We start from the raw sequence: 25,797 nt of genomic DNA, 5'->3' as shown, positions 1-25,797 counted from the left end.
CAATCTGGTGAATTGAGAGATGGGTAAGAACGTTGTCGTACTGGGCACCCAATGGGGTGACGAAGGTAAAGGCAAGGTCGTCGACCTGCTGACTGAACGGGCTAAATATGTTGTTCGCTATCAAGGCGGCCATAACGCCGGTCATACTTTGGTTATCAACGGTGAAAAAACCGTTCTGCATCTGATTCCCTCTGGTATTTTACGTGAAAATGTAACCAGCATCATTGCCAACGGCGTAGTCTTATCGCCGGAAGCGTTAATGAAAGAGATGGGCGAACTCGAAGCGCGCGGTATTCCGGTACGTGAACGTCTATTGATCTCCGAAGCCTGCCCCCTAATCCTTTCGTATCACGTCGCTCTGGATATGGCCCGTGAAAAAGCCCGTGGCGATAAAGCCATCGGCACGACCGGGCGTGGTATCGGCCCTGCGTATGAAGACAAAGTTGCCCGTCGCGGCTTACGCGTTGGCGATCTGTTTAATATGGAAACTTTCGCCGTCAAGCTGAAGGAAATCGTTGATTATCATAATTTCCAATTGGTAAATTATTATAAAGTTGACGCGGTTGATTATCAGAAAATACTCGACGATGTGCGACCGATTGCCAGTATTATCACCGGCATGGTGGTGGACGTCTCCGAATTGTTGGATGTTGCCCGTAAAAACGGCGAACTGATCATGTTTGAAGGTGCTCAGGGTACGTTGTTGGATATTGACCATGGCACCTATCCTTACGTGACCTCGTCTAATACCACGGCGGGTGGTGTTGCCACCGGTTCAGGTATTGGTCCGCGTTATGTGGATTATGTGCTGGGCATCGTCAAGGCCTACTCCACCCGCGTGGGCGCAGGTCCGTTCCCTACCGAACTCTTTGATGATGTCGGTGAATATCTCTCCACCAAAGGCAATGAGTTCGGTGCGACCACGGGCCGCCGCCGCCGTACCGGTTGGCTGGATGCGGTTGCGGTGCGCCGGGCGGTGCAAATTAACTCCTTGTCCGGTTTTTGCATGACCAAGCTGGACGTCCTTGATGGTCTAAAGGAAGTTAAAATCTGTATCGCGTACCTCATGCCAGATGGCCGGGAAATGAAAACGACGCCCTTGGCAGCCGAAGGTTGGGAAGGTATCGTACCGGTTTATGAAACCCTGCCGGGTTGGAGCGAAAGCACCTTTGGCGTGCAGGAACTGGCTAAGCTTCCCGAGGCTGCTCGGCGCTATATCCGCCGGGTTGAAGAAGTGACCGGCGTACCGATTGACATTATCTCAACCGGACCTGATCGCACTGAAACCATGATTTTACGCGACCCATTTGATGCCTAAAGGCGTCGAAAGCGTAAAACAATAAAAATGTAACAAACCGGGTAATTCCCGGTTTGTTTTTTGTTTTCATAGAGTTATCCTTCCTTTAACCTCTGTCTCTGTCCCAGTCGATGACAAGTTCTATAGCCTGTTTGGTTCCTAAAGGTTACTCTTATTACATCTGTTTACCTGTCATCCGTCGCGTCGTCGTCCTATATCGGGTTGGGCGGGAATACACGGTTAGCAGGGTTAACATCCCGATCGATAAATACTGGTTTATTTGTAGTGCGACCATAATGCGTAATCTGGTCTTTCACTCTGCCCACCGTTTGAAACAGATGTGGCAGCAGGGGATTGTGATACGTCCATCCCATAATCGATAATCCTTGAAGGTGAGATTTTAGGTGAAAAGGTCCGTCGCTCTACAGAATATTGCTTGTTGAATGACATCAGCATAGCAACCCGTTTTTGGCAATGGAGATAGCGCAATGTCACAAGATCCCTTTCTCGAACGAGAGGCAGAAAAATACGAATTTCCCATCCCTAGCCGGGAGTTTATCCTGGCTCACCTGGCCAAACGGGAAACCCCGGTCAGTCGTGAAGAGTTGGCCAACGATTTAGAGATCACCGGAGAAGATCAGGTTGAGGGTCTGCGCCGCCGCCTGCGTGCCATGGAACGTGATGGACAGCTTATTTTCACCCGCAGACAGTGCTACGCGCTGCCTGAACGGTTGGATTTGCTCCGCGGCACGGTGATTGGTCACCGCGACGGTTTTGGTTTTTTACGCGTGGAAGGCAGTAAAGACGATTTTTATCTTTCCGCTGAACAAATGAAAATGGCCATTCACGGTGATGTTGTGATGGCCCAACCGCTGGGTGCCGATCGCAAGGGCCGACGTGAAGCCCGTATTGTTCGGGTATTGGTTCCCAAGACCAGCCAGATTGTCGGCCGCTATTTTACCGATGCAGGCAGCGCCTTTGTGGTGCCGGACGACAGCCGGCTCAGCTTCGATATCTTGATTCCGCCAGAGGAAACAAGCGGCGCCCGTATGGGATTTGTGGTCGTGGTGGAACTCACGCAACGGCCAACACGCCGGACCAAGGCCGTCGGCAAAGTAGTGGAAGTTCTGGGCGAAAATATGGGTACCAGCATGGCGGTGGATATTGCCCTGCGCTCCCATGACATCCCTTATGCCTGGCCGCCGGAAGTTGAGGAACAGGTAGCGGAACTCAAAGAGCAGGTTCCCGAGGCCGCCAAGCGAGGTCGCGTAGACTTGCGTAGCCTACCGCTGATGACCATCGATGGAGAGGACGCGCGCGACTTCGATGACGCTGTGTACTGCGAGAAAAAACGTGGCGGCGGTTGGCGATTGTGGGTGGCTATTGCGGACGTCAGTTATTATGTGCGTCCCAATACGCCGCTGGATAATGAAGCGCGCAGCCGCGGCACTTCGGTCTATTTCCCCTCGCAGGTGATTCCGATGCTGCCTGAGGTGCTTTCTAATGGGTTATGTTCGCTCAATCCTCAGGTAGATCGGCTGTGCATGGTTTGCGAAATGACCATTTCATCCCAGGGCAGGCTCTCGTCATATAAATTTTATGAAGCGGTGATGAATTCCCACGCACGTCTCACTTATACCAAGGTCTGGCATATACTGCAGGGCAATAGCGAGCTGCGCGAACAATACCACCCTATGGTCAAACCGCTGCAAACGCTGCATGAAATGTATCAAATCCTGGAACAGGCCCGGGTGCAACGTGGTGGGATCTCTTTTGAGACCGAGGAAGCCAAGTTTATCTTTAATGCCGAGCGGCGTATTGAGCGTATCGAACCGGTTATGCGCAATGATGCACATAAACTGATCGAAGAGTGCATGATCCTGGCGAATATCGCTGCCGCGCGTTTTGTTGAGAAAAATGGCGAACCGGCGTTGTATCGGGTACATGATCGTCCTAGTAACGATCATATTACGTCACTGCGCACGGTTCTGGGTGAACTAGGGCTGTCGCTGGGCGGCGGGATTAAACCCGAACCGAAAGACTATGCTGACATGATGACTCTGGTTGCCGGTCGGCCGGATCATGAGATGCTGCAAACCATGTTGCTGCGCTCAATGAAGCAGGCCATCTACGATCCTGAAAACCGCGGCCACTTCGGCCTGGCGTTACAGGCCTATGCTCACTTTACCTCCCCCATTCGCCGTTATCCGGATTTGTCGCTGCATCGGGGCATTAAATATTTATTGGCCAAGCAGGAAGGGGAAGCTAACGGTCGCGCGACATCCACCGGCGGCTGGCATGCTGAAATGGCAGAAATGCTGCAACTCGGCCAGCAAAGTTCCATGAGCGAACGACGTGCTGACGAAGCAACCCGGGACGTTGCGGATTGGCTGAAATGCGACTTTATGCAGGATCACGTCGGCCAAGTGTTCAACGGCATTATTGCCAGCGTCACCGGCTTTGGTTTTTTTGTCCGTCTTGACGATCTGTTTATCGACGGTCTGGTGCATGTTTCCACCCTGGACAATGACTACTATCGTTATGACAATGTGGGTCAGCGTCTGATTGGCGAGTCGGGCGGTCGAGTATATCGCCTGGGCGACGCGGTAGAAATTAAGGTGGAAGCGGTTCATATGGATGAGCGGAAGATTGACTTCTCCTTGGTCTCCAGCCGTCGCCAGCCAAGAGGTGCGGGTAAAACCGAACGTGGGCGGACGCAACAGGCAGCCCGGGGTGCAGCCACCAGTGGCACGTCCAGCAGCGATGGCAAGCCGCCGCGTCGTCGCCGTTCCAGTAAAAAACCGACTAATTTCGAACCAGACAGTGCTTTTCGCAAGAGTGATGACAGTGGCGCAAAAGCCAAAACGCCCGTGGCCGAATCTCCTGGCGGCACCCAGCCTAATGCGCCTAAAAAAACCACGAGCGGCAAACCGCGCCGCAGCAGAAAAAAAAGCAGTGCGCAATCGAAACCGGACCAATAACCCGGCCTGTTTTACCCGCGTCCGATAATAACGGCGACACACCACCTATGGGCCGGAATGGCCCATATAGCGAAAAAGAGCAACATGAGCGAAATCATTTACGGTATTCACGCCATCAAGGCATTATTAGACCGCGAGCCGCAGCGTATTCTTGATGTATATATAGCCAAAGGCCGCGACGATCGCCGCCTGCACGAACTGGTCGTTCAATTGGAAACGGCGGGTGTGGTGATCCAGGTGGCTAATCGCCAATGGCTTGACGAGACCGTCGAAGGCGCGGTGCATCAGGGCATAGTGGCGCGAATTCAAGAAGGACGCCAACTGCAGGAAAATGACCTGGAGGCGTTGCTCGAACAGCACGCGGCACCCTTTCTACTGGTGCTTGACGGTGTGACTGACCCGCATAATCTGGGTGCTTGCCTACGCAGTGCCGATGCAGCAGGCGTTCATGCGGTCATTGTGCCTCGGGATCGATCGGCACAACTTACGGCTACGGCCAAAAAAGTGGCCAGTGGCGCGGCGGAAACCGTACCGGTGATCCGCGTGACCAATCTAGCCCGCACCTTGCGCTTGTTGCAAGAGCATAATGTCTGGATTGTTGGCACCGCCGGCGAGGCGGATCATGATCTTTATCAGAGCAAATTGACCGGTCCGCTGGCGCTGGTCATGGGCGCTGAAGGTGAAGGCATGCGGCGCTTGACGCGTGAACACTGCGACGAGTTGATGAGCATCCCCATGGCCGGTTCAGTGTCGTCGCTGAATGTCTCGGTGGCGGCGGGGGTTTGTTTGTTCGAAGCGGTACGCCAGCGTCAGCCGGCCAAGGTTTAGCCTGGCTAGCGGTATAAAATGGCTTCTGCGCGCCATATCCCCGGAGTAATGGTTTCCCCCAGCATGATAATCTGGTAATAGGTGGCATGGTGGGCATTCGCCTGGTAGGCAATTGCCCGCTCTGCATCCATCGGACTGCCGCGCTCATTAACGGTAACCCGGTCGAAGGGGGTCAGACTGGCGGTCTGGTCTCGCTGGATCTCCTGCGCGCGATCGGTGGGCGCGGGCGGAGCCACGGGGGTGCCGGTCAACACGGCGCAGCCGCTCAGCAGCATAGCCAGAATAAACATAATAGCGGGAAGTGTTTTCATCTATTCATATTCCACTGTTTACTCGCTCAAGTATACAGTAATGGTCGGTGAATCGAGCGATAAAACAGCGCATTTTCCATCAGATCTATCAGGAGGCAACGTGGTCGAAATGCATCAGGAAACGGTGGACGGCATTGAGGTGATTCATGCGGTGCCGGCGGGCCGACACTCGCACCCGTTGCCTACGGTGTTCTTTTACCATGGTTTTACCTCCTCGAAAGAGGTGTACAGCTATTTCGGTTATGCCCTGGCGAAGGCCGGCTTTCGTGTCATTCTACCCGATGCCGCCATGCATGGTGCCCGATTTGACGGAGATCAGCACCGGCGCTTGAGCCACTTTTGGGATATCCTGCGTTGCAATATCGATGAACTGCCGGCACTCAACGATCATTATGCGCGGCGGGGGCTAATCGACCACGCGCGCGTGGGCGTCTGCGGCGCGTCTTTGGGGGGCATGACGGCGCTGGGCGCAATGGCGCGTTATGATTGGCTAAACGTGGTGGCCGATTTTATGGGGGCCGGTGATTATTTACCGTTATCGAAAACCCTGTTTCCGCCGGTAGCGCTCGCCGCCAGCGAACGGCAAATGCAATGTGAACCACACCTGGCGCCCTTGGCAGAGTATGAGGTGTTTCATCAATTGGACAAACTCGCCAACCGCCCGCTGTTAATTTGGCACGGCGAGGCTGACCTACTTGTACCGGTGGAGCACAGCCGTCGTCTGTATGAGGCTCTGGCATCCCGTGAGGGGTCACATCAGGCGACATTACTGACTGAGCCTGACATTGGCCATAAAATCACCGTCACAGCACTGTCGGCGGCGGTGGATTTTTTCCAAGCGCATCTGTAACGCAGCGGGCCAATAAAAACACGCCAAAGCACGGGGCTAAATCATATGCCCCCTTATTTTCGTTGTCCGTTGCTCGTTGCGCGGTTTTTCCCACCATCAGCCCTTGTATTCTTCGCCCCATAAATGTAAGATTGCGCGTCATTTTTCAGCCGCACAATTATCACGTTCCTTGCTTCCATGGGCCGCGGTTGACCCTGACAGGAGGCTGAATAATCCGTAAGGAGCAATTCTGTATGCGTCATTACGAAATCGTTTTTATGGTTCATCCTGACCAAAGCGAACAGGTACCCGGCATGATTGAGCGCTACTCCGCTGTTATCACCAATGCGGAAGGTATCATTCATCGTCTGGAAGACTGGGGCCGCCGTCAACTAGCTTATCCGATCAACAAACTGCATAAAGCCCACTACGTTCTGTTGAACGTTGAAGCTTCGCAGGAAGTGATCGATGAGCTGGAAACAAACTTCCGCTTCAACGACGCCGTTATCCGCAACATGATCATGCGTGTTAAGCATGCGGTCACCGAAGCTTCACCGATGGTTAAGGCGAAAGATGAACGTCGCGATCGCCGTGAAGATTTCGCTACCGAAGCTCATGATGATAATGATGCTGGGGATTCTGAAGAGTAATCGCTGATGGCGGCGAACCGACTAATGTTGTCCGGCACAGTATGCAGGGCACCCATTCGTAAGGTCAGTCCGTCAGGTATTCCTCACTGCCAGTTTGTGCTTGAGCATCGCTCGCAGCAACAGGAAGCCGGTTTTTCACGACAAGCATGGTGCCGTATGCCCGTGGTAGTGAGTGGAAAACAATCACAAGAGATTACTCGCAGTATAACGGTCGGTACGCAGCTTACCATTCAAGGGTTTATTTGTTGCCATCAAGGGCGCAATGGGCTGAACAAAATGGTGCTGCATGCCGAGCAGATTGAATTGATAGATTCTGGAGACTAGCCACATGGCACGTTATTTCCGTCGTCGCAAATTCTGCCGTTTCACCGCGGAAGGCGTTATTGAGATCGACTATAAAGACATCGCTACGCTGAAAAACTACATCACCGAAAGCGGTAAAATTGTCCCGAGCCGTATTACCGGTACTCGTGCCAAATACCAACGCCAGTTAGCTCGCGCTATCAAACGCGCACGCTACCTGTCTCTGTTGCCGTACACTGATCGTCATCAGTAATCGGTCACTGTCCAACACGACTTTGAGAGGATAAGGTAATGCAAGTTATTCTGCTTGATAAAGTTGCCAACTTAGGTAGCTTAGGCGAACAAGTTAACGTTAAAGCGGGTTACGCCCGTAACTTCCTGGTACCGAAAGGTAAAGCTGTTCCGGCCACCAAGAAAAACGTTGAATATTTTGAAGAGCGTCGCGTTGAGCTGGAAGGCAAACTGAATGAAGTTCTGGCTGCCGCCCATGCTCACGCCGATAAAATTACTGAACTTGGCAGCGTCACCATCGCGTCCAAAGCTGGCGATGAAGGCAAGCTGTTCGGTTCTATCGGTACACGTGACATCTCCGATGCCATCACCGCCGCTGGTGTTAAAGTGGCCAAAAGTGAAGTGCGCCTGCCTAACGGTGTATTGCGCACTATCGGCGATCATGATGTCAGCATCCAGGTTCATAGCGAAGTTTTCGCTACCCTGAATGTGATTGTGGTAGCTGAAGCTTAATCGTCAGGCTTAAGATAAAAATCTACGCTGAATTACCGATTGAGTGAAAGATAAAACGCCGGCATTATGCCGGCGTTTTGCTGTCCAGAATTGAGTGCCGCAGCGCTACGGTTCCCACTGTCCGGCCTGGTAGGGTGCCGGTGGGGGAACCGTGTCAGTCCTTCCCCGTTGCGGTGGTGAAAGTGTATTTCCATGGTCTGGAAACCTCGGGCAATGGCTAGTTGCGTAGGCGTGAATAACTACCGTCAGCTTGCCGGACAAAACGCACGCTGCTGTTGGTGCCGGTTTCAACGACCAGCGAAGTGACCATACCCTGGGCATTTTGCTCGATATCTACCCGCTGGCCAGGTTGTAAACTGCTTAGCGGTTTGTCCTCACCCTCCGACTGGGCCATCGCAAATACATCCTCTACCGGCAGGTTGTGCTGACGAAATAGCTGTGCCAAGGTCTGCCCCTCGACAATCCGGTAATGGTGTAGTTGGCTGTTCTCAGTGCTGGGTGGCGGTGTGATCGGGCGATTATCCACCAGTTCGGCCTGCATGACCTGATGTTGCGCAATATGAACCGGCACCGGGCGGATCGGGGTATTGGGTGGGGTATAAGGCCAGAGGATAACCAACAAAATAAACATCGTGGCAATCAACACCCAGCGACGATGGGGCAGCGGCAAGGCACCCATCCAATGGAATTGGTCAGGTAAATGCCAAAACGTTTTCAACAGAGCCATCAACCGATGCTGTGGTGGGGCGTTTTCATCGGGTTGCGCACGTGAGGGCCACTTCCATTTGAATCCGCCATCTCTTCGCAAGGAAAAACCCTGAGTTTTGTTTTTCCCGGGCGACATTCTGCCCATGATGACCTCTCTTACAATGGGTTACTTGTGACCAAAGGAAGTATAGAGCGACACAGGGTGAACCTCCATGCTTAATTGAGACGCGAGTGAGTCCTGCTAGTGTCTGCAACGGGCGATCCATCACTGAGTGTGGCCTAATCCTTAGCTGATAGCTCGGTGTGCCACACATAATTGTTAATGAAGATTTTACCCTAATCCCCCACGCTGTTATGCTGCGCCTTTCGCTTTTTACCCATTCAAGGAACAAATATGAGCGTAACATCGTTAGACAGTGTTGAAGCCCAAGCCAGTTATGGTATCGGTTTGCAAGTGGGTCAGCAGTTGCAGGAATCGGGTCTGGAAGGATTAATGCCTGAGGCGCTATTAGCGGGCCTGACTGACGCCTTGACCGGCAATTCACCGGCGGTACCTGTGGATGCCATTCACCGTGCGCTGCGCATCATCCATGAACGCGCTGATGCCGTACGCATCGAGCGTCAGCAACATCTGGCGGTAGCGGGGCAGGAATTTCTTGATAGCAACGCCAAGCAGCAAGGCGTAAGGGTTACCGAGTCTGGTTTACAATTCAAGGTCATAACCCAGGGTGAAGGAACCATTCCTACCCGGCAGGATCGGGTTAGCGTGCATTATACCGGCCGGTTACTTGATGGGACGGTATTTGACAGTTCGGTACAGCGCGGACAGCCGGCGGAATTTCCGGTAAACGGCGTGATCCCGGGCTGGATTGAAGCGTTGACGCTGATGCCAGTGGGCTCCAAATGGGAGCTGTTTATTCCTCATGGCTTGGCTTATGGTGAGCGAGGCGCCGGTGCGTCCATTCCTCCGTTCAGTGCGCTACTATTTGAAGTGGAACTATTGGAGATTCTGTAAAACAGTCACCGGGGTGTCAGCCGAACTCTCCACGGCGGTAGACGCAGGAATCGAAAGCCAAAAATCGCTCGCAGGTAACTGATTAATATAATGTTATATCCGAGGTGCGAAATGATTGAACCTATTTGCCGTTTGGCCCGTGATGCGGGAACAGCCATTATGCGGGTCTACGACGGCGATCGGCCGCTTGAGCTGACTCACAAGACCGATGACTCACCTCTTACCGCTGCCGATTTAGCCGCGCATAAGGTGATTGAGGCCGGTTTGCGTTCGCTGACGCCCGACATTCCTATTCTGTCGGAAGAGGATACCCCTGGCTGGGATATTCGCCGCGGTTGGACCCGTTATTGGCTGGTCGATCCCCTTGATGGCACTAAAGAATTTCTGCGCCATAACGGTGAATTCACAGTGAATATCGCGTTGATTGAAAAGGGTCAACCGGTGATGGGCGTAGTTTACGCTCCCGCTACCGATATTCTTTACGCCGCGGATGCAGGCAAAGCCTGGAAGATGACCTCTGATGGCACTCGGATGGATATCCATTGCAAGGATGCGCGCCCTCCGTTAGTGGTGGTCAGTCGATCACACGGTAATGATTCGGAGTTGCAGGATTATCTATTACAATTAGGTGAGCATCAGACGGTGACCATGGGTTCTTCGCTGAAATTTTGCCTGGTAGCGGAGGGAAGTGCCCAGCTCTATCCCCGTTTCGGGCCGACCAGCGTCTGGGATACCGCTGCCGGACATGCCGTGGCCGCCGCTGCCGGGGCGCAAGTTAACGACTGGACCGGCCAAACCTTAGATTATCATCCTCGGGAATCTTTTCTGAATCCGGGATTCAGGGTATCGCTGTTCTGATCGGTTTTATGCTACACCGCCTGCTAACAGGCGGTGTAATAGGTTGATTACGCACGGTATCGAGACCATAGTTTACCCGTCACCCTCGCGATAACGCATTTGCACTTGGGCATCCAGCACGATGATTGCCGATCCCTTGGGCTGCAGCCATCTCCCTTGCCCGCCACGCTCCCGACAACAAGCAGCATGGCGACTGGGCCGTTATTTTCTTTATGCTTTTAATCCAATGGACCACGAATCAGCCACTAGACGCGCTGGGCATCGTTTTATTGACGATAGTCGTCATTTGGTCATATTTGAACGCTACACTCGCGTCCTTGGTGAATTCTATCAATGCGGTAATTATTCTGATGGCCGAGGTTCGGTCGCCGAAGCTGGATGGCGGATGGTCGACCCGCGAATAAACCGTCGAATAGACGGTAGATTGAGTTTAGAGGAATATAGTTTAAAAAATACATTGCCACGTGTTACGGCTATATAGCGTTCTGTAAAATTATGTAAAAACAGCTTAGAGTTCTGTAATCGCGTGAACTTACGCACATATGAGAGCTCTTATTAAGTGTACGGTTAGTGCTTCAGGTCAACGCCAGAACGGTTGACCTGAAGGATAAAAATTACGGGAGGCAAGTAAACAAAAATGAGAATCTTCCATCGCTATAACGCTATTAAGGTCGCTACCTACGTTAAAACCTTATTCCGCGGCAGGATCTATATCAAAGGATTCGGCGCATTTGAATTTGATAAAGGCAAAATTCTGTTGCCCAAAGTCCGCGATAAACTGCATTTCCACGTCATGTCGGAAGTTAACCGACAGGTGATGCGTCTGCAGTTAGATATGGCCTGATCCACCAGGGCCACCCCTGCGATACCCTCTGACATCAGCCGGTGATCCCTGCACCAAACTGCGGCATTTGCACGCAGGGGCCACCAGGTAACCGCGCTGCTGCCGGTGACACTGCGTTAATGTAGGGCGAAAATAGAACAGCTACGCTCCCAGGCCCACCCCAGAGTGAATGCGCTAAGTAGTACCTGCGCTTCAAACGGGGGTGGGCCTGTTTCCAAACTAGGGTAATGGAAAACGGGCGGGGCAGTAATACGGTTATGCGACGTTTGACGTATCGGTGGGTTTCGTCAGGACTAAGGGTGATTTCTCCTCAATGCGGGTCACCAGCAACTGGTCGATTTTATAGCTATCGATATCCACCACTTCAAATTTATAACCGCCATAGCGCACAAAATCCGTGCGTTTGGGTATTTTACGCAACATAAACATCATAAAACCGCCGATGGTTTCATAATTGCCGGCCTGCGGAAATTCATCAATATGCAGTACTCGCATGACGTCATCGATAGGTGTGCCGCCCTCGATAAGCCAAGAATTTTCGTCACGGGTGACGATTTGCTCCTCCAATCCTTGCCCCACTAGATCACCCATCAGGGTGGTCATGACGTCATTCAGGGTAATAATCCCCACCACCAGCGCGTATTCATTAAGGATCACTGCGAAATCTTCACCCGCGGTTTTAAAACTTTCCAATGCTTCCGACAGCGTTAGGGTATCCGGTACGATCAAGGCCGATCTGATCTGTACCCCACTGTTCAGTGCCAGGCTTTGATTGCCCAGCACCCGGTTGAGCAGATCCTTGGAATCCACATAACCGACGATATGGTCGATATTTGCGTCGCACACCAAAAACTTCGAGTGAGGATGTGTTGAAATTTTCTCCTTGATACTCTCTTCAGTTTCGCGCAAATCAAAAAAGATAATGCTTTCGCGCGACGTCATGGAAGAGGGCACAGTGCGGGATTCAAGCTCAAACACATTCTCAATCAGCTCGTGCTCCTGCTTGCGCAGCACGCCAGCCAGGGCGCCGGCTTCCACCACCGCGTAAATATCATCGGAGGTAATATCATCCTTGCGCACCATCGGCAGTTTAAGCAGACGGAAAATAAGGTTAGCCAGGCCGTTGAACACCCATACCAGTGGACGAAATACCATCAGGCAGAAGCGCATCGGGTTGATGATCCGTACGGCACAGGCCTCAGGTGAGATCATACCGATGCGTTTCGGGGTTAGGTCAGAAAACAGGATAAATAGACTGGTAACCAGCGTGAAAGAACAAATGAAACTGATCTGATCGGCCAGTTCCGGCGACATAAACCGAACCAGCACTGAAGCAAAGGAGGGAGAAAACGCAGCATCCCCCACGATACCGCCGAGGATGGCCACCGCGTTCAACCCAATTTGTATCACGGTAAAAAAAATACCGGGCGTTTCCTGAAGTTTTAGCACATGTTTGGCATTGATATTGCCGTCATCGGCCATCAGTTTCAGCTTGATCTTGCGCGAAGCGGCCAGTGATATTTCCGAGACGGAGAAAAAAGCGCTTACCGCAATCAGCAGTAGGATAAGCAGGATACTGTTTAGCATATTTTGACCACTTCGGGCTGGCGTTTATGCCAGCACGCCTTTGAAGGGCAATGTAGAGTGAAAAGATAACGTTATATACTGATTACGGGCGGTGTAGATCCCTGTCCCAACAGTAGCACCAGTATAACAGCAGCCCTGCTGGGGCTGCTAATGTTTACGCTTGCGGCGGCAAGCAAACACCGATCCCACCCAAATTACAGTACCCCTGTGGATTTTTGTACAGATATTGCTGATGATCATCCTGGGTATAATAGAAAAGCGTCGCCGGCTCGATGGTGGTGGTAATAGAACGCCGATCCCCGGCTTGCTCCATCGCCTGCTGAAATAGTGCTTTGCTGGCCAGCGCTTCCTGCTGCTGCTCGGCAGTCAACGCGAAAATGGCGGAGCGGTATTGAGACCCGATATCATTGCCCTGGCGCATTCCTTGGGCTGGATCGTGGTTTTCCCAGAAATACTGTAATAAATCGGTATAAGAAAGGCTTTTGGGATCGAAAACCACCCGCACGGCTTCTGCATGGCCGGTTTGCCCGCTGCAAACTTCGCTATAGGTTGGATTGGGTGTATAACCGCCGGCAAATCCAGCAGCGGTGCTGTAAACCCCCGGAATTTGCCAGAACAGACGCTCCACGCCCCAATAGCATCCCATGGCAAACAGCGCCACCTCCATGCCGTCCGGCACGAAACTCATAGAATGCCCATTGACACAGTGAAGGGAGGCTATCGGCATCGGCGTCATACGACCCGGTAGAGCCTCTTTTTGCGAGATCGGTTGAGTTTTGTCAAAAGGTTGCGCCACGATAGACTCCTGCTAGTCTGATATTGTAAAAAAAAAGGTATTGAGGGTTGTTTAACACGTTTTCTTTACAGACACTAAACATTGATATTACGTTAAGATAGCGCTTCACGCTGAATTTTAGGGTTAACGTATAAAAAACACCCCCCGAACCGGTTAATAATTGGAATGATGACGATGGTGCGCGTAAGGAATTCATTCACAGGAACGTAAATTTCAGGAGCCTGCGTGCAAAAGAAACGCTGTATTTGTCTGTTATGCATCATGTTGGTCGTCCCTTGGTCCCATGCCGCCAACGTTCGTTTGCACGTTGAGGGGCTGGATGGCGAATTGCAGCGCAATGTCCGGGCGCGGCTGTCGACCATTGGCGCGGATGAAGTTAACGGCGATGCCCGTTTCCAGGCGCGGGTGGATCGAGCGGTCCGCGAAGGTTTGCGTGCGTTGGGGTATTATTCTGCGCAGATTGATTTTGAGTTTCGACCGGCGGTGAACGGCGGACGTCCGGTGCTGGTGGCCAAGGTCAACCCAGGCAAGCCGGTGAAGATTGCCGGGGTTAACATTACGCTGCGGGGTGACGCGCGCCAGGATCGGGATTACCTGCGCTTGGTACAACGAAGCCGTCCGGCTATCGGCAGTGTGCTTAACCATGGCGATTATACCCGGTTTATTAACAATATGACCGGATTAGCCGTGCGTGATGGCTATTTCGATGCGGCGTTTACGCAGCGCGAGTTAGCGGTTTCCCCCTCCCGCTATGAAGCCTTCTGGGATGTGATTTTTGACAGCGGCCAGCGCTACAAATTCGGCAAACTTCGTTTTCATGGCGCGCAAATCCGTGAGGATTACTTACACAATATTCCCTCCATACGTCCAGGTGATGAATATAGCGCCACGGCGCTGGGAGAGGTCAATCGTCAATTGGCGGCCACCAACTGGTTCAACTCGGTGGTGGTGTCGCCGGATTTTAGCCATTCTGCTCAGGACAAGATACTGCCACTGGATGCGGTGGTGACGCCGCGTAGCCAAAATATTATCGAAACCGGAGTGGGATTCGCGTCTGACATCGGACCACGATTTAAAACGACCTGGAACCGCCCTTGGCTGAACTCCAGAGGTCACAGTCTGCAGACCAATCTGAGTGTGTCAAAGCCGGAGCAGGCGCTGGACTTCAACTATAAAATTCCGCTGCAAAAAAGCCCCCTTGAACAATATTATATCCTGCAAAGCGGCTTTAAACGTGAAGATCTCAACGACACCAAATCTGATTCCACCACGCTCAATGTGGCGCGCTTTTGGGATTTCTCCCATGGCTGGCAACGTTCGGTCAATTTGCGTTGGAGCCTTGATCACTTTACTCAGGCTGCCGTGACCGATACCACCATGTTGCTCTATCCCGGTTTCACCGTCAGCCGTACCCGGCAGCGGGGTGGCGCGATGCCGAGTTGGGGAGACACCCAGCGTTATTCAATTGATATCTCCAATACCATTTGGGATTCGGATGTGGATTTTGTGATCCTCCAGGCGCACAACGTTTGGATCCGTACTCTGGCGGACAAGCATCGTTTTGTGGCGCGCTACACCCTGGGCTGGATTGACACCGACAATTTTGATCGGGTACCACCGTCGCTACGTTTTTTTGCCGGTGGCGATCGCAGTATCCGTGGCTACAGTTTCCGATCCATATCACCTCGGGATGATAACGGCAAACTGACCGGAGCCTCATCATTGGCCACCGGTTCGCTGGAATACCAATATAATGTTACCGGCAGATGGTGGGGGGCGACCTTTATCGATTCCGGGCAGGCAGTCAATAATTTTAGAAAAACCAATCTAAAAACCGGTGCCGGCGTTGGGGTGCGCTGGGAATCGCCCGTGGGGCCGATCAAGCTGGATATAGCCCGCCCCATCGGCGATCCCAATGAACATGGGCTGCAATTTTACATAGGGTTAGGGACAGAACTATGAGGCTTGCGAAAAAAATCGCCCTGGGCATACTACTGACGCTATTGATCTTGCTCGGTGCCCTGACCTGGTTAATAGGCACCGCCAGCGGCCTGCATCTGTTGGTGAATGGTGCCGCTCGCTGGGTGCCTGGTTTGGCCGTCGAAAGTGTTGCCGGCGGCTGGCGTGATTTGACGCTTAAGGGCATCCACTACCGAATGCCTGGGGTGACTGTCGCCGTCGGTCAATTTTCCTTGGCCTTGGACCCAACCTGCCTGCGCCATAGCCAGCTGTGCCTGAATTCCATCGCCTTGCAAGATGTTGATGTAGAGGTGAATACCGCCGAGCTGGCACCGGCACCGGCGGCTCCGGCGGCCGAAGACACGAGCGGTGCTCTGCACACGCCTTATCCACTGATCTTACGTCAGTTGCGATTGGATAATGTCCGAGTACAGATTGACCATACCATGATTGCGTTGGCTACATTTAGCACTGGCATGGATTTTCATGGCAATAATTTGACTATTATGCCCACCGAGATCGATAATTTGCGGGTGGCTTTACCCAAAACCGCTGAGGTGATTGTCGATAGGGCGCTGGGCGATGTCAGCCAAACGGCGGCGCAAAAACAGGCGGTCGCCCATGTTGAGCGACCAACGGCCACCACACCGCCTCAACCCCCGCTGGCCGATACGTTACGAGCCCTGTTTGCCAAACCCCTATTGTCGGATTTGCCGGAGGTGCGTTTGCCGGTCAATATCCGCGTGATGGCCCTGCGCGGGCAGAATCTGCGGTTAACCGGCGATACCGACATTATAATTGATCAATTTTTCATGCAGGGCCAAAGCGTCGATGGCGAGGTAAAACTTGAAAAATTGCAGATAAATGCCGCCCAAGGCGCGCTTTACGCCAGTGGTGAGGCGCAACTGAAACAGCAATGGCCTCTCCACTTAACCGTTAACGCCGCGTTGAATGTCGCTCCTATGAAGGGCGAAAAAATCAAACTTACCCTACGCGGTGCCTTGCGCGACCGGTTGGTCTCTACCCTCAATCTTTCCGGACCGGTAAAAGCGCAACTGACGGCCTCAACCCAGTTAGCGGTGGCCGGCCTGCCGCTGGATCTGGCGTTGACGAGCCCAGGTCTGCAATGGCCAATACAAGGAGACGCACAATACCGGGTAAGTGATCTGGCGTTAAAGCTCGGCGGCCAGGCCGTGGATTATCAACTCCAGTTTCGTGCAGATCTCAGCGCAAAGGGCTTGCCGCCCGCGGGCATTACGCTTACGGGTAAAGGAAATCCGGCCCAGTTTACGCTGTCACGACTGCGCGTCTCGACATTGGAGGGTTACGGTGATCTGAGTGCCGTGGTGGACTGGAGCGATGTCGTCAGCTGGCGCAGCGAGTTGACCCTTACGGGGATTGATACTTCCCGCCAATGGCCGGACTGGCCAGCCAGGCTTGCCGGTAAAATCGTCACTCAAGGCAGCCTGCACGGCGGTAGCTGGCAGTTGCGCATTCCTGAGTTCACGCTTGATGGCAATATCAAACAAAACCAGCTGACCGCCCGTGGCTCCCTGAGTGGCAATGCTGCCGGGCAATGGCATATTCCTGGGCTGCGTTTGGTGTTGGGACGCAATAGCCTGAATGTCACCGGTAATATAGATCACCAACTGGCTCTGGATGCCGTGCTTGATGCGCCAAATCTGAACGGTGCGCTGCCCGGGTTGGCGGGTAATGCCCATGGCACGTTAACTCTGCGCGGCGAACGTCGTGCGCCCAGGTTAGCCATGGATCTGTCTGCCGCCGGATTGCGTTGGCAGACCTTATCCGTAGCGAAGATCGCCCTGAACGGCAATGTGAGCGCCAGCGATATCGTGCGGGGAAATGTGGATATGCGCATCAATGGTCTTAAACAGGGTGATATGTTGGTGCGTCAATTGACTCTGGCGGCCAGCGGGGATGAACGCCGGCATCAGCTTCGTCTCAACGTCCAAGGCGATCCGGTTTCCGGGGGGCTGGTACTCAATGGCGGTTACGATCGCCAGCAACAGCGCTGGCGTGCCACCCTAAGCCAGACTGCGTTCACCACCCCGATGGGGCCGTGGCGGTTGAGCCGCGATATGGCACTTGATTACCAGCAGGGTATACAAAGAATCACTATCGGCCCCCATTGCTGGATAAACCCCCACGCAGAGCTCTGTGTTCCGACGGCCATTAACGCTGGCGCTAGCGGCCAGGCCACACTGTTGCTTAATCGCCTTGATCTGGTCATGCTCAAACCCTATTTACCCCCGCAAACCGAGCTTGACGGCCTCTTTAGCGGTAGAGCCGATATCAGCTGGCAACCCGGCGGCGGTTTGCCCCAGGCCAGAATTAGCCTGGTTGGCAAAGGCGTGAAGATGACACAAGGGGTGCAGGGCGGTTCGTTGCCTATCGCCTTTGACACACTCAATCTCAACCTCGGCGTAGAACGAGACCGTGCCCGTTTTGACTGGCAGATAGGTATTGCCGGCAATGGACAATTTAACGGCCAGATCCAAGTGGCCGATCCTTTGGGGCGGCGCAGTCTGTCCGGGACCATTGCTGTTCGTCAGTTGTCGTTGGCGATCGTCAACCCCATTCTCTCCAATGGCGAAAGCGTCGGCGGCATGCTTAACGCGAACCTGCGTATCGGGGGCGATGTTGCCCAGCCGCAGCTGTTTGGGCAATTGGGACTTGATCAGGTACTCATTCGCGGCAACTGGATGCCATTTGCCATGACCGAAAGTCGCCTTGGCATGACCTTTTCCGGCACCAGCTCCACACTGGCGGGAACCGTCCATACCACCCAAGGGCAGATCAACTTGACCGGTAGCGCTGATTGGAGCCGGATTAACGACTGGCGCGCCAGAATTGCAGCCCAGGGCACGCGAGTCAGGATCACTGTCCCCCCCATGGTTCGTTTAGACATATCGCCGAACATAATTTTGGAAGCCTCGCCGCAGCAATTTACGTTGAATGGTAAGGTTGATATTCCCTGGGCGCGGATTGTGGTAAAAGAGTTGCCTGCGAGCGCCGTTGGTGTATCCCAGGATGAAGTGATTCTTGACGATCGTCTGCAACCGGTGGCGCGCAGGCAAGTCTCGACCGCCATAAACAGTAATTTGATTATCCATGTCGGTAACGATGTCAGGCTGGATGCCTTTGGCCTCAAAGCGCGATTGGATGGGGATTTGAAAATGGTCCAGGATAAGCAAGGACTGGGTTTGAATGGCCAAATCAACATCCCTTATGGCCGTTTCAGCGCTTATGGGCAAGATTTGATCGTTCGGCGCGGGCAACTGCTGTTTGCTGGTCCGCCCGATCGCCCGGTGCTTAATATTGAGGCGATCCGCAATCCGGACTCAACCGCTGACGGCGTAATCGCCGGGATCAGAGTCACCGGGATGGCGGATCAACCCAAGCTTGAGGTATTCTCGGATCCGGTCAAATCCCAGCAAGAAGCGCTGTCATATCTGCTGCGCGGTCAGGGTTTGAATGCGCCTGGGGCCGACAGTAGCGCAATGACCTCCATGTTAATCGGCATTGGGGTTGCGCAAAGTGGTCAACTTGTGGGTAAAATCGGTGCGGCCTTTGGCGTGAGTGATTTAACTCTTGATACCCAGGGGGTCGGCGACGACTCACAGGTGGTGGTCAGTGGTTATCTCACCCCGGGTTTGCAGGTGAAATATGGTGTCGGTATTTTTGATTCATTGGCAACGATAACATTACGTTACCGTTTAATGCCTAGACTTTATCTGGAAGCGGTGTCTGGTCTTAATCAGGCATTAGACTTGCTCTATCAGTTTGAGTTTTAACGATGCGAATAATTGTCTACGGTAGTCTGCGACGCAATCAGGGTAACAGCCATTGGATGACCAATGGCCAATGGCTGGGTGATCATCTTATTTCCGGTTTCGAATTATACGATCTCGGACATTATCCGGCGGTAATCCCTGGTGTGGGAACGGTGTACGGTGAAGTCTATCGAATTGACTCCTCGACTTTGGCCGAGCTGGACGAACTGCGCACTAAAAGTGGTGAATATAGACGGGCGTTGATCTCGACGCCCTATGGCAGCGCCTGGATGTATGTTTATCAGCGTTCGGTAGAGGGCTTACGTCAGCTAAAGGGCGGTGACTGGCTAAAGCGCACCGAGGAACCTTAACGAAAGGCTGGCGATGCAGTGAACCCCAGTCCATTACGTAAGTAAAAGACTGGGGTAAGCCAAGCGAGCCAAACCAGTGTACCTGCAACGTGGAGTAGGGCGGTTTACCCGAAATAACTCACGTATTGACTGACGCGTCGGTTGGCTTTCGTCGATCTTATTTCTTGGCGCGTTCGAAAGAGGCGATAATTTCCGCTTTTGCGGCTTCCGCATTTTCCCAGCCCGCGACCTTCACCCATTTACCGGCTTCCAAGTCTTTATAATGCTCAAAGAAATGAGTGATTTGCGCCCGTAGCAGCGGCGACAGGTCGTCCACATCCTTGATGTGATCGTATTCTTTGGTCATCTTGGTGTGAGGCACTGCCACCAGCTTGGCATCCTCACCCGCTTCGTCGGTCATCTTCAACACGCCCACCGGGCGGCAGCGAATAACGGAACCGGGTTGCAGCGGATAAGGCGTGGGTACCAGAACGTCAACCGGATCCCCATCCAAGGAAAGCGTATGGTTGATGTAGCCATAATTACATGGGTAGAACATCGCGGTGGACATAAAACGGTCGACGAATAACGAGCCTGATTCCTTATCAATTTCGTATTTGATCGGCGAGGCGTTGGCCGGAATTTCGATCACTACATAAATGTCATCGGGAAGGTCTTTTCCTGCCGGTACCTGATTCAAACTCATGTCAATTTCCTTTAGCTGTTTTAAAAAAGGGCGTGGCGTTCATTATAACCAAAATTTTTTATTGTTCATCGCTGATTCACCTATCGTCACTATTTTATCCGTTAGCGAAACTTGTGAGTGGTTTCACAATAAGCGATTAAAAAAAAGCTAAATGATAAAGTAATAACCCCCGCAACCGATAACCGATGCAAGTTGGAGTCTATAGCTTGCTCCAGTGATTTGTTTTCAACAACTTTTGATATGCAGGGTAGCCATCATGTTCAAAACTATGAGTATCAAAGCAGGGTTACTCACCTGGCTGGTATTGATGACAATCATACTATTTGTTGTCAGTGGTATCAGTATCCACACTATTCGACAGGGTGCTGAGTTTCTGCAATCCACCAACCGAGTACAAGGCGAAGAGTTGGGAACGCTTAGCAGTGCCTATACTGCGTCACTGCGCGCCCGCGCCGAAGCGACCTTGGCGGCCAGACAATTTGAAACAGGCCTGACGAGCAAAGCCCAGGCATCGACTAACCTTGCCAAGGCGCTGGACAAGCAGGCCGATGAGAAGATGGCCGCTTTTTTAGTTGCGGCTTCGGTGACCACGGAGGGTGCCAGGCGAGCCCAACAACTGAACAACGTTTACCAACGTTATAGCAAACAGGGCGTTAATGCGATGCTCACTGCATTAAGCGAAGCGGACGTCTATGAATACTATCAAGTGCTGGAAAATGTCCTGGCCCCACTCAGTATTGAAATGGAAAAGCAGCTCGACAGCTTTCAGCTGTATGCGCAGCAAACGGGGAAGGATATTCAGGTAGACGCTGCCCAGGGTGCTCGCACGCAGTTAGCGTTGGTCATTCTCGCCTGTTTACTCAGCCTGGCACTGGCGACGGCGGCATGGCTGTTGGTGAAATTTATTGTCTTGCGCCCATTGGATAGTGCGATTGCCCATTTGGAACAAATTGCCAGCGGAGATTTGTATCATCCGGTGGCAATCAGCCAAAATAAAGAACTCGGGCGTCTGAGTCGTGCTTTGGCGCTAATGCAGGACGCGTTGGCGGAGGCGGTGGGTAAAGTTCGCCAGGCCGGTGCACAAATTGATGCGGGTACTCGCGAGCTGGCGTCCGGCAATATTAATCTGTCCCAACGTACTGAAGCATCGGCTGCGGCCCTAGAGCAAACGGCAGCCAGCATGGAGCAACTGACCCAGACGGTAAAACTAAACGCTGAACACTCCCGGCAGGCTCATGAGTTGGCTAAAACGGTATCTGACACCGCCGATAAAGGTGCTGAGGTCGTGTGTTACGTTATTGAAAAAATGCAGGCTATTACCACCAGCTCACGACGTATTGCCGACATCCTTGGGGTTATCGACGGCATCGCTTTTCAAACCAATATATTGGCGCTCAATGCAGCGGTGGAAGCCGCACGTGCAGGTGAACAAGGGCGCGGTTTCGCCGTGGTGGCTGGCGAAGTCCGTAATTTGGCTCATCGCAGTGCTGAAGCAGCCAAAGAGATCAAGGGGCTGATCAATGAATCCCAGGGTAGGGTCGACGAAGGTTCCCAAATGGCCTTTACGGCAGGCGAAACCATGGACAACATCTCTGAAGAGGTCTCGCGTGTAACCCGGCTAATGCATGAAATTACCAATGCCACCGACGAACAGAGCTTGGGTATCGAACAAATCGCCTTGGCGGTGTCGCAGATGGATGCGTTGGCTCAGCAAAATGCCTCGCTGGTGGAGGAATCAACCGCAGCAACCCGTTCTTTACAGGCTCAGTCGGATGATCTGATAGCCAGTATGGCAGTATTTCAACTGGAAGCAACGCAGACGAGCTTGCTCGAGGTGCAAGAGATGAAAACTCAAGTGGCCGCCGCCTAAAACAGCTGTCCTCGCCATCAGCAAACGGCGAGGACAGGCAGTGGCGTCGTTTTCACCCCATGTTAAGACTCGTTTTACTGCCTACTCGTCAGGAAACTCTCGCATGAAACGTTCGGCATCGTTAACCATCGATTCGGTACCAACAAAAAACGGCGAACGCTGGTGAAGTTTTTCTGGTTGAATATCCAGAATCCGATTTTTTCCATCGCTGGCTTTACCACCGGCCTGCTCGGCCAAAAATGCGATCGGATTGCACTCATAAAGCAAACGCAGCTTGCCTTGTGGATGTGTGGCGGTGCTGGGATACAGATAAATCCCGCCTTTTAGCAGGTTGCGGTGAAAATCGGAAACCAGTGAACCGATATAGCGTGACGTATAGGGGCGGTGGGTTGCCTCATCCATTTCCTGGCAATATTTGATGTATTTTTTAACGCCGGTAGGAAACTTAATATAATTACCTTCGTTGATGGAATACATATTGCCAGTGGCGGGAAAACGCACGCTTTCATGGGATAAACAGAACACGCCAATGGAAGGATCATAAGTAAAAGCATGAACCCCGCAGCCGGTGGTATACACCAGCATGGTGGACGACCCGTAGACCACGTAACCCGCGGCAACCTGTTGACTGCCCGGCTGTAAAAAATCGGTCTCGTTAACCGGGCTGCCCATAGGGGTAATTCGGCGATAAATAGAAAAAATAGTCCCTACGGATACGTTGACGTCGATATTGGACGAGCCGTCAAGCGGATCCATCAGCACCACATATTTACCGCTGGTCGAACGCTCGCCGTCGAAAATAACGATGTTGTCTTCTTCTTCCGATGCAATGCCCGCCACTTGTCCACGGGCCTTTAGCGCCGCTTTCAATTTTTCGTTAGCGAACAGGTCGAGTTTCATCTGTACTTCGCCCTGGATGTTCGACACCCCACTGGTACCCAGAATGTCCACTAAGCCCGCAGTATTGATATCGCGATGAATGATTTTCGCACCTAATTTAATCGCGGAGAGTAACGCGGTAAGTTCACCGGTGGCATGTGGAAATTCGTGCTGCTTTTCAACGATAAACTCGCCTAAGGTTTTCATAATACTTTCCCTGAATAGAAATAAGACACTTTTGCTATGGATGAAAAGATGTACTATTAATTATTAACCAATAATACCCCTAAACCACTACCATTAACCGAAAACCACTGTCTGTCTCAACCGAAAACACTGCCTAGCCTAGCCATAACCGATGCTGCTCTACCCTAGATATGGATAGTTTAGCTTAAACGAATGCGGGTACATCATCAAATTCGTTTATATCATCCGGTCACGGCTGTAGAATAACCACAGTTTGTCGTTAAAAAATGGAAAAATTATGCGCATACACATTCTCGGCATCTGTGGCACGTTTATGGGCGGGCTGGCGATGTTGGCTCGTTCCCTGGGGCACGATGTCACCGGGTCCGATGATAATGTCTACCCACCGATGAGTACGTTGCTACAAGATCAGAGCATCCAGCTTATTCAGGGCTACGACCCGGCTCAGCTGATGCCGGAACCGGATTTGGTGATTATCGGGAATGCGATGAGCCGCGGTAATCCGTGTGTGGAAGCGGTGCTTGAACGTGGTATACGCTATGTATCCGGCCCGCAGTGGCTGCACGACCAGGTATTGCAGCAACGCTGGGTCATTGCCGTGGCGGGTACCCACGGTAAAACCACCACCGCTGGCATGGTGACCTGGATTCTCGAAGTCTGCGGTTATCAGCCAGGGTTTGTTATCGGTGGTGTGCCCGGCAATTTCACGGTGTCCGCGCGTTTGGGGCAAGGGAATTTTTTTGTGGTGGAAGCCGATGAATATGATTGCGCCTTTTTTGATAAGCGTTCCAAGTTCGTTCATTATTGCCCACGCACGCTGATCCTGAACAATCTTGAATTCGATCATGCTGATATTTTTGACGATCTTAAAGCGATCCAAAAACAATTCCACCATCTGATCAGGTTAGTCCCTGGTCAAGGTAAAATCATCCTGCCCGATAACGACCCACATTTAAAACAGGTGATGGCGATGGGGTGCTGGAGTGAACAGGAATATGTAGGGGATGAGGGTTGCTGGCGCGCGAAAAAACTGACGGCTGATGCCAGTGTGTTCCAGGTTTTGTTCCAAAATCAGCTTATCGGCGAAGTGCGCTGGGGCTTGGTTGGCGAGCATAACATGCATAACGCGCTAATGGCGATTGCCGCCGCCCGGCACGTAGGCGTGCAACCCGTGGAGGCGTGTCAGGCTTTGGGATCGTTTATCAATGCCCGACGGCGTTTGGAACTAAAAGGCACCGCCAACGGGGTAAAACTGTACGATGATTTTGCCCATCATCCGACGGCGATACTCGCTACGCTGGCTGCGTTACGCAGTAAGGTCGGCGGGACGGCGCGTATCTTGGCCGTATTGGAACCCCGCTCAAATACCATGAAAATGGGCCTGAATAAAAACGAGCTAGCGCCGGCCCTGGGGCGCGCGGATGAGGTTTTCCTCTTTCAGCCGCAGCATATCCCGTGGCAAGTGAGTGAAGTTGCCGAAGCCTGCGTGCAGCCGGCCCATTGGAGCGCCGACGTTGATATCCTAGTCGATATGATCGTAAAACGGTCACAACCGGGGGATTATATTCTGGTTATGAGCAACGGTGGTTTCGGCGGTATTCACGGCAAACTGCTGGCCCAATTAAATCTTAAGGCCGGCCTGGCGATATAATTGCCGGGAACAGGCAAAAAAAAACCCCCGCAAGCGGGGGGAAATATCGTCGAATCGGACGACGAGAGGGAATCAATAACACACATCCGGTTATGGCTGCGACACAGGAATAACTGAGGGTGACGAGGTTATTGATAGGTAAAATCATTGAATACGCCGGGAGTATGGCGTGCCAGCCCGGTTTGTCAGCGCATTATTTATACCGTGCCGCGGTGGCTTGCCAAGTATCATTATCGTGCGCTTCGGTCACTCGATATGACATCGCCCCTTTAGCCTCGGCCGCCTGGTTCAGTGCTGGGTGAATGCTGGAAGCTGCACCATCAATCCCGCCTGCGCTGACGGAATCAAATGTATGTAAGTGGTTTGCCTGTTCTTGGTTAATGGACTCATCCGCAAAAGTGCCAAAAGACAAAGCCGAAATGACGGTCATTAAAGACGTCGCTGTGGTTATTTTCATTTTATTACCTCTACTCTTTTCACGTTTAACCAAATAGCTGACACAAAACGTGATATGTGTCACGTGGATAAGTATACGCTAGTAACTTGAGGTATTAATAGTCTGCTCACAATCATTTATGCGATTTTGGTATGTAAATTGTGTATTGATATGCATTTTAGTGATTAAAATAG

Annotated in this window: 23 protein-coding genes; 16 read left to right on the top strand and 7 right to left on the bottom strand. The window is 52.4% G+C overall.

Features of this window, described 5'->3' with window-relative positions; translation table 11 throughout:
* The first annotated feature begins 19 nt into the window (after nt 1–19).
* The 3 genes from SJI19_RS21560 to rlmB all read left to right on the top strand — a co-directional run bounded on the left by SJI19_RS21560 (nt 20) and on the right by rlmB (nt 5,106).
* Nucleotides 20–1,318: an adenylosuccinate synthase gene (locus SJI19_RS21560; protein WP_323480322.1), complete on the top strand. Its 1,299-nt coding sequence runs from the start codon at nt 20–22 to the stop codon at nt 1,316–1,318.
* A 467-nt stretch (nt 1,319–1,785) separates the two neighbouring features.
* Complete coding sequence (rnr, locus tag SJI19_RS21555; protein ID WP_323480321.1) at nt 1,786–4,278, top strand: ribonuclease R; 2,493 nt, start codon at nt 1,786–1,788, stop codon at nt 4,276–4,278.
* 84 nt (nt 4,279–4,362) lie between these two features.
* Nucleotides 4,363–5,106, top strand: a complete 744-nt coding sequence (gene rlmB / locus SJI19_RS21550) for a 23S rRNA (guanosine(2251)-2'-O)-methyltransferase RlmB (RefSeq protein WP_323480320.1) — start codon at nt 4,363–4,365, stop codon at nt 5,104–5,106.
* A gap of 5 nt (nt 5,107–5,111) precedes the next feature.
* Here rlmB and bsmA read toward each other — a convergent pair whose 3' ends face one another.
* Entirely contained in the window at nt 5,112–5,417 is a 306-nt protein-coding gene (gene bsmA, locus SJI19_RS21545; protein ID WP_323480319.1) for a biofilm peroxide resistance protein BsmA, read from the bottom strand.
* Between the two features lie 100 nt (nt 5,418–5,517).
* On the opposite strand from bsmA, the gene yjfP reads away from it, so the two are divergent.
* From yjfP to rplI, 5 genes are all read left to right on the top strand, one after another.
* A complete protein-coding gene (yjfP, locus tag SJI19_RS21540; RefSeq protein WP_323480318.1) occupies nt 5,518–6,267 on the top strand; it encodes an esterase in 750 nt (249 codons plus the stop codon).
* Between the two features lie 233 nt (nt 6,268–6,500).
* A complete protein-coding gene (rpsF, locus tag SJI19_RS21535; RefSeq protein WP_323480317.1) occupies nt 6,501–6,896 on the top strand; it encodes a 30S ribosomal protein S6 in 396 nt (131 codons plus the stop codon).
* 6 nt (nt 6,897–6,902) lie between these two features.
* The gene (gene priB / locus SJI19_RS21530) at nt 6,903–7,220 is read left to right on the top strand and encodes a primosomal replication protein N (protein WP_323480316.1); all 318 of its coding nucleotides are present in this window, start codon (nt 6,903–6,905) and stop codon (nt 7,218–7,220) included.
* Between the two features lie 4 nt (nt 7,221–7,224).
* A complete protein-coding gene (gene rpsR / locus SJI19_RS21525; RefSeq protein WP_048637617.1) occupies nt 7,225–7,452 on the top strand; it encodes a 30S ribosomal protein S18 in 228 nt (75 codons plus the stop codon).
* A 38-nt stretch (nt 7,453–7,490) separates the two neighbouring features.
* A complete protein-coding gene (rplI, locus tag SJI19_RS21520) occupies nt 7,491–7,943 on the top strand; it encodes a 50S ribosomal protein L9 (protein ID WP_323480315.1) in 453 nt (150 codons plus the stop codon).
* A 217-nt stretch (nt 7,944–8,160) separates the two neighbouring features.
* Here the strand turns inward: rplI and SJI19_RS21515 are convergent, their stop codons facing one another.
* Nucleotides 8,161–8,670, bottom strand: coding sequence for an OapA family protein (locus tag SJI19_RS21515; protein WP_323480314.1), 510 nt, complete (start codon nt 8,668–8,670; stop codon nt 8,161–8,163).
* A 375-nt stretch (nt 8,671–9,045) separates the two neighbouring features.
* On the opposite strand from SJI19_RS21515, the gene SJI19_RS21510 reads away from it, so the two are divergent.
* From SJI19_RS21510 to SJI19_RS21500, 3 genes are all read left to right on the top strand, one after another.
* Entirely contained in the window at nt 9,046–9,666 is a 621-nt protein-coding gene (locus SJI19_RS21510; protein ID WP_323480313.1) for an FKBP-type peptidyl-prolyl cis-trans isomerase, read from the top strand.
* Nucleotides 9,667–9,777: 111 nt separating this feature from the next.
* Nucleotides 9,778–10,524 (top strand): 3'(2'),5'-bisphosphate nucleotidase CysQ, encoded by a 747-nt coding sequence (gene cysQ, locus SJI19_RS21505; protein WP_323480312.1) that lies wholly within the window; start codon nt 9,778–9,780, stop codon nt 10,522–10,524.
* A 637-nt stretch (nt 10,525–11,161) separates the two neighbouring features.
* Complete coding sequence (locus SJI19_RS21500; RefSeq protein WP_323480311.1) at nt 11,162–11,368, top strand: DUF1107 domain-containing protein; 207 nt, start codon at nt 11,162–11,164, stop codon at nt 11,366–11,368.
* A gap of 255 nt (nt 11,369–11,623) precedes the next feature.
* Here SJI19_RS21500 and SJI19_RS21495 read toward each other — a convergent pair whose 3' ends face one another.
* Both SJI19_RS21495 and msrA read right to left on the bottom strand, forming a co-directional pair.
* Complete coding sequence (locus SJI19_RS21495) at nt 11,624–12,955, bottom strand: hemolysin family protein (protein ID WP_323480310.1); 1,332 nt, start codon at nt 12,953–12,955, stop codon at nt 11,624–11,626.
* Between the two features lie 154 nt (nt 12,956–13,109).
* Nucleotides 13,110–13,691, bottom strand: coding sequence for a peptide-methionine (S)-S-oxide reductase MsrA (msrA, locus tag SJI19_RS21490; RefSeq protein ID WP_323480339.1), 582 nt, complete (start codon nt 13,689–13,691; stop codon nt 13,110–13,112).
* A 285-nt stretch (nt 13,692–13,976) separates the two neighbouring features.
* On the opposite strand from msrA, the gene tamA reads away from it, so the two are divergent.
* The 3 genes from tamA to SJI19_RS21475 are packed head-to-tail and all read left to right on the top strand — an operon-like array spanning nt 13,977 to nt 19,875.
* On the top strand, nt 13,977–15,713 hold the full coding sequence (gene tamA / locus SJI19_RS21485) for an autotransporter assembly complex protein TamA (RefSeq protein ID WP_416347585.1): 1,737 nt from the start codon (nt 13,977–13,979) through the stop codon (nt 15,711–15,713).
* A complete protein-coding gene (tamB, locus tag SJI19_RS21480; protein WP_323480309.1) occupies nt 15,710–19,525 on the top strand; it encodes an autotransporter assembly complex protein TamB in 3,816 nt (1,271 codons plus the stop codon). Before tamA ends, tamB begins: the two co-directional genes overlap by 4 nt.
* A gap of 2 nt (nt 19,526–19,527) precedes the next feature.
* On the top strand, nt 19,528–19,875 hold the full coding sequence (locus tag SJI19_RS21475) for a gamma-glutamylcyclotransferase (RefSeq protein WP_323480308.1): 348 nt from the start codon (nt 19,528–19,530) through the stop codon (nt 19,873–19,875).
* 157 nt (nt 19,876–20,032) lie between these two features.
* On the opposite strand, the gene ppa is transcribed toward SJI19_RS21475, so the two are convergent.
* The gene (gene ppa / locus SJI19_RS21470; RefSeq protein WP_323480307.1) at nt 20,033–20,560 is read right to left on the bottom strand and encodes an inorganic diphosphatase; all 528 of its coding nucleotides are present in this window, start codon (nt 20,558–20,560) and stop codon (nt 20,033–20,035) included.
* A gap of 256 nt (nt 20,561–20,816) precedes the next feature.
* On the opposite strand from ppa, the gene SJI19_RS21465 reads away from it, so the two are divergent.
* The gene (locus SJI19_RS21465) at nt 20,817–22,430 is read left to right on the top strand and encodes a methyl-accepting chemotaxis protein (RefSeq protein WP_323480306.1); all 1,614 of its coding nucleotides are present in this window, start codon (nt 20,817–20,819) and stop codon (nt 22,428–22,430) included.
* An 81-nt stretch (nt 22,431–22,511) separates the two neighbouring features.
* Here SJI19_RS21465 and fbp read toward each other — a convergent pair whose 3' ends face one another.
* Nucleotides 22,512–23,516, bottom strand: coding sequence for a class 1 fructose-bisphosphatase (gene fbp / locus SJI19_RS21460; protein WP_323480305.1), 1,005 nt, complete (start codon nt 23,514–23,516; stop codon nt 22,512–22,514).
* Nucleotides 23,517–23,793: 277 nt separating this feature from the next.
* Between fbp and mpl the strand changes: the two genes are divergently transcribed.
* Nucleotides 23,794–25,167 (top strand): UDP-N-acetylmuramate:L-alanyl-gamma-D-glutamyl-meso-diaminopimelate ligase, encoded by a 1,374-nt coding sequence (gene mpl / locus SJI19_RS21455; RefSeq protein ID WP_323480304.1) that lies wholly within the window; start codon nt 23,794–23,796, stop codon nt 25,165–25,167.
* Between the two features lie 193 nt (nt 25,168–25,360).
* Here mpl and SJI19_RS21450 read toward each other — a convergent pair whose 3' ends face one another.
* Complete coding sequence (locus SJI19_RS21450) at nt 25,361–25,624, bottom strand: YdgH/BhsA/McbA-like domain containing protein (protein ID WP_323480303.1); 264 nt, start codon at nt 25,622–25,624, stop codon at nt 25,361–25,363.
* Nucleotides 25,625–25,797 lie beyond the last annotated feature (173 nt).

Source organism: Acerihabitans sp. TG2, assembly GCF_035013185.1.
Classification (GTDB): Bacteria; Pseudomonadota; Gammaproteobacteria; order Enterobacterales; family Enterobacteriaceae; genus Acerihabitans.
Note: the sequence above shows the minus strand (reverse complement) of the source record. Positions and strands in the feature narration are given on the sequence as shown.

Excerpts from the sequence above, each read along its gene's own strand:
- rplI (WP_323480315.1), top strand. The coding sequence starts at position 7,491 with ATGCAAGTTATTCTGCTTGATAAAGTTGCCAACTTAGGTAGCTTAGGC.
- mpl (WP_323480304.1), top strand. The coding sequence starts at position 23,794 with ATGCGCATACACATTCTCGGCATCTGTGGCACGTTTATGGGCGGGCTG.
- rpsF (WP_323480317.1), top strand. The coding sequence starts at position 6,501 with ATGCGTCATTACGAAATCGTTTTTATGGTTCATCCTGACCAAAGCGAA.
- rlmB (WP_323480320.1), top strand. The coding sequence starts at position 4,363 with ATGAGCGAAATCATTTACGGTATTCACGCCATCAAGGCATTATTAGAC.
- SJI19_RS21510 (WP_323480313.1), top strand. The coding sequence starts at position 9,046 with ATGAGCGTAACATCGTTAGACAGTGTTGAAGCCCAAGCCAGTTATGGT.
- SJI19_RS21500 (WP_323480311.1), top strand. The coding sequence starts at position 11,162 with ATGAGAATCTTCCATCGCTATAACGCTATTAAGGTCGCTACCTACGTT.
- SJI19_RS21475 (WP_323480308.1), top strand. The coding sequence starts at position 19,528 with ATGCGAATAATTGTCTACGGTAGTCTGCGACGCAATCAGGGTAACAGC.
- msrA (WP_323480339.1), bottom strand. The coding sequence starts at position 13,691 with ATGACGCCGATGCCGATAGCCTCCCTTCACTGTGTCAATGGGCATTCT.
- rnr (WP_323480321.1), top strand. The coding sequence starts at position 1,786 with ATGTCACAAGATCCCTTTCTCGAACGAGAGGCAGAAAAATACGAATTT.
- SJI19_RS21495 (WP_323480310.1), bottom strand. The coding sequence starts at position 12,955 with ATGCTAAACAGTATCCTGCTTATCCTACTGCTGATTGCGGTAAGCGCT.
- SJI19_RS21560 (WP_323480322.1), top strand. The coding sequence starts at position 20 with ATGGGTAAGAACGTTGTCGTACTGGGCACCCAATGGGGTGACGAAGGT.
- SJI19_RS21465 (WP_323480306.1), top strand. The coding sequence starts at position 20,817 with ATGTTCAAAACTATGAGTATCAAAGCAGGGTTACTCACCTGGCTGGTA.
- priB (WP_323480316.1), top strand. The coding sequence starts at position 6,903 with ATGGCGGCGAACCGACTAATGTTGTCCGGCACAGTATGCAGGGCACCC.
- rpsR (WP_048637617.1), top strand. The coding sequence starts at position 7,225 with ATGGCACGTTATTTCCGTCGTCGCAAATTCTGCCGTTTCACCGCGGAA.
- bsmA (WP_323480319.1), bottom strand. The coding sequence starts at position 5,417 with ATGAAAACACTTCCCGCTATTATGTTTATTCTGGCTATGCTGCTGAGC.
- ppa (WP_323480307.1), bottom strand. The coding sequence starts at position 20,560 with ATGAGTTTGAATCAGGTACCGGCAGGAAAAGACCTTCCCGATGACATT.
- cysQ (WP_323480312.1), top strand. The coding sequence starts at position 9,778 with ATGATTGAACCTATTTGCCGTTTGGCCCGTGATGCGGGAACAGCCATT.
- SJI19_RS21515 (WP_323480314.1), bottom strand. The coding sequence starts at position 8,670 with ATGGCTCTGTTGAAAACGTTTTGGCATTTACCTGACCAATTCCATTGG.
- SJI19_RS21450 (WP_323480303.1), bottom strand. The coding sequence starts at position 25,624 with ATGAAAATAACCACAGCGACGTCTTTAATGACCGTCATTTCGGCTTTG.
- tamB (WP_323480309.1), top strand. The coding sequence starts at position 15,710 with ATGAGGCTTGCGAAAAAAATCGCCCTGGGCATACTACTGACGCTATTG.
- fbp (WP_323480305.1), bottom strand. The coding sequence starts at position 23,516 with ATGAAAACCTTAGGCGAGTTTATCGTTGAAAAGCAGCACGAATTTCCA.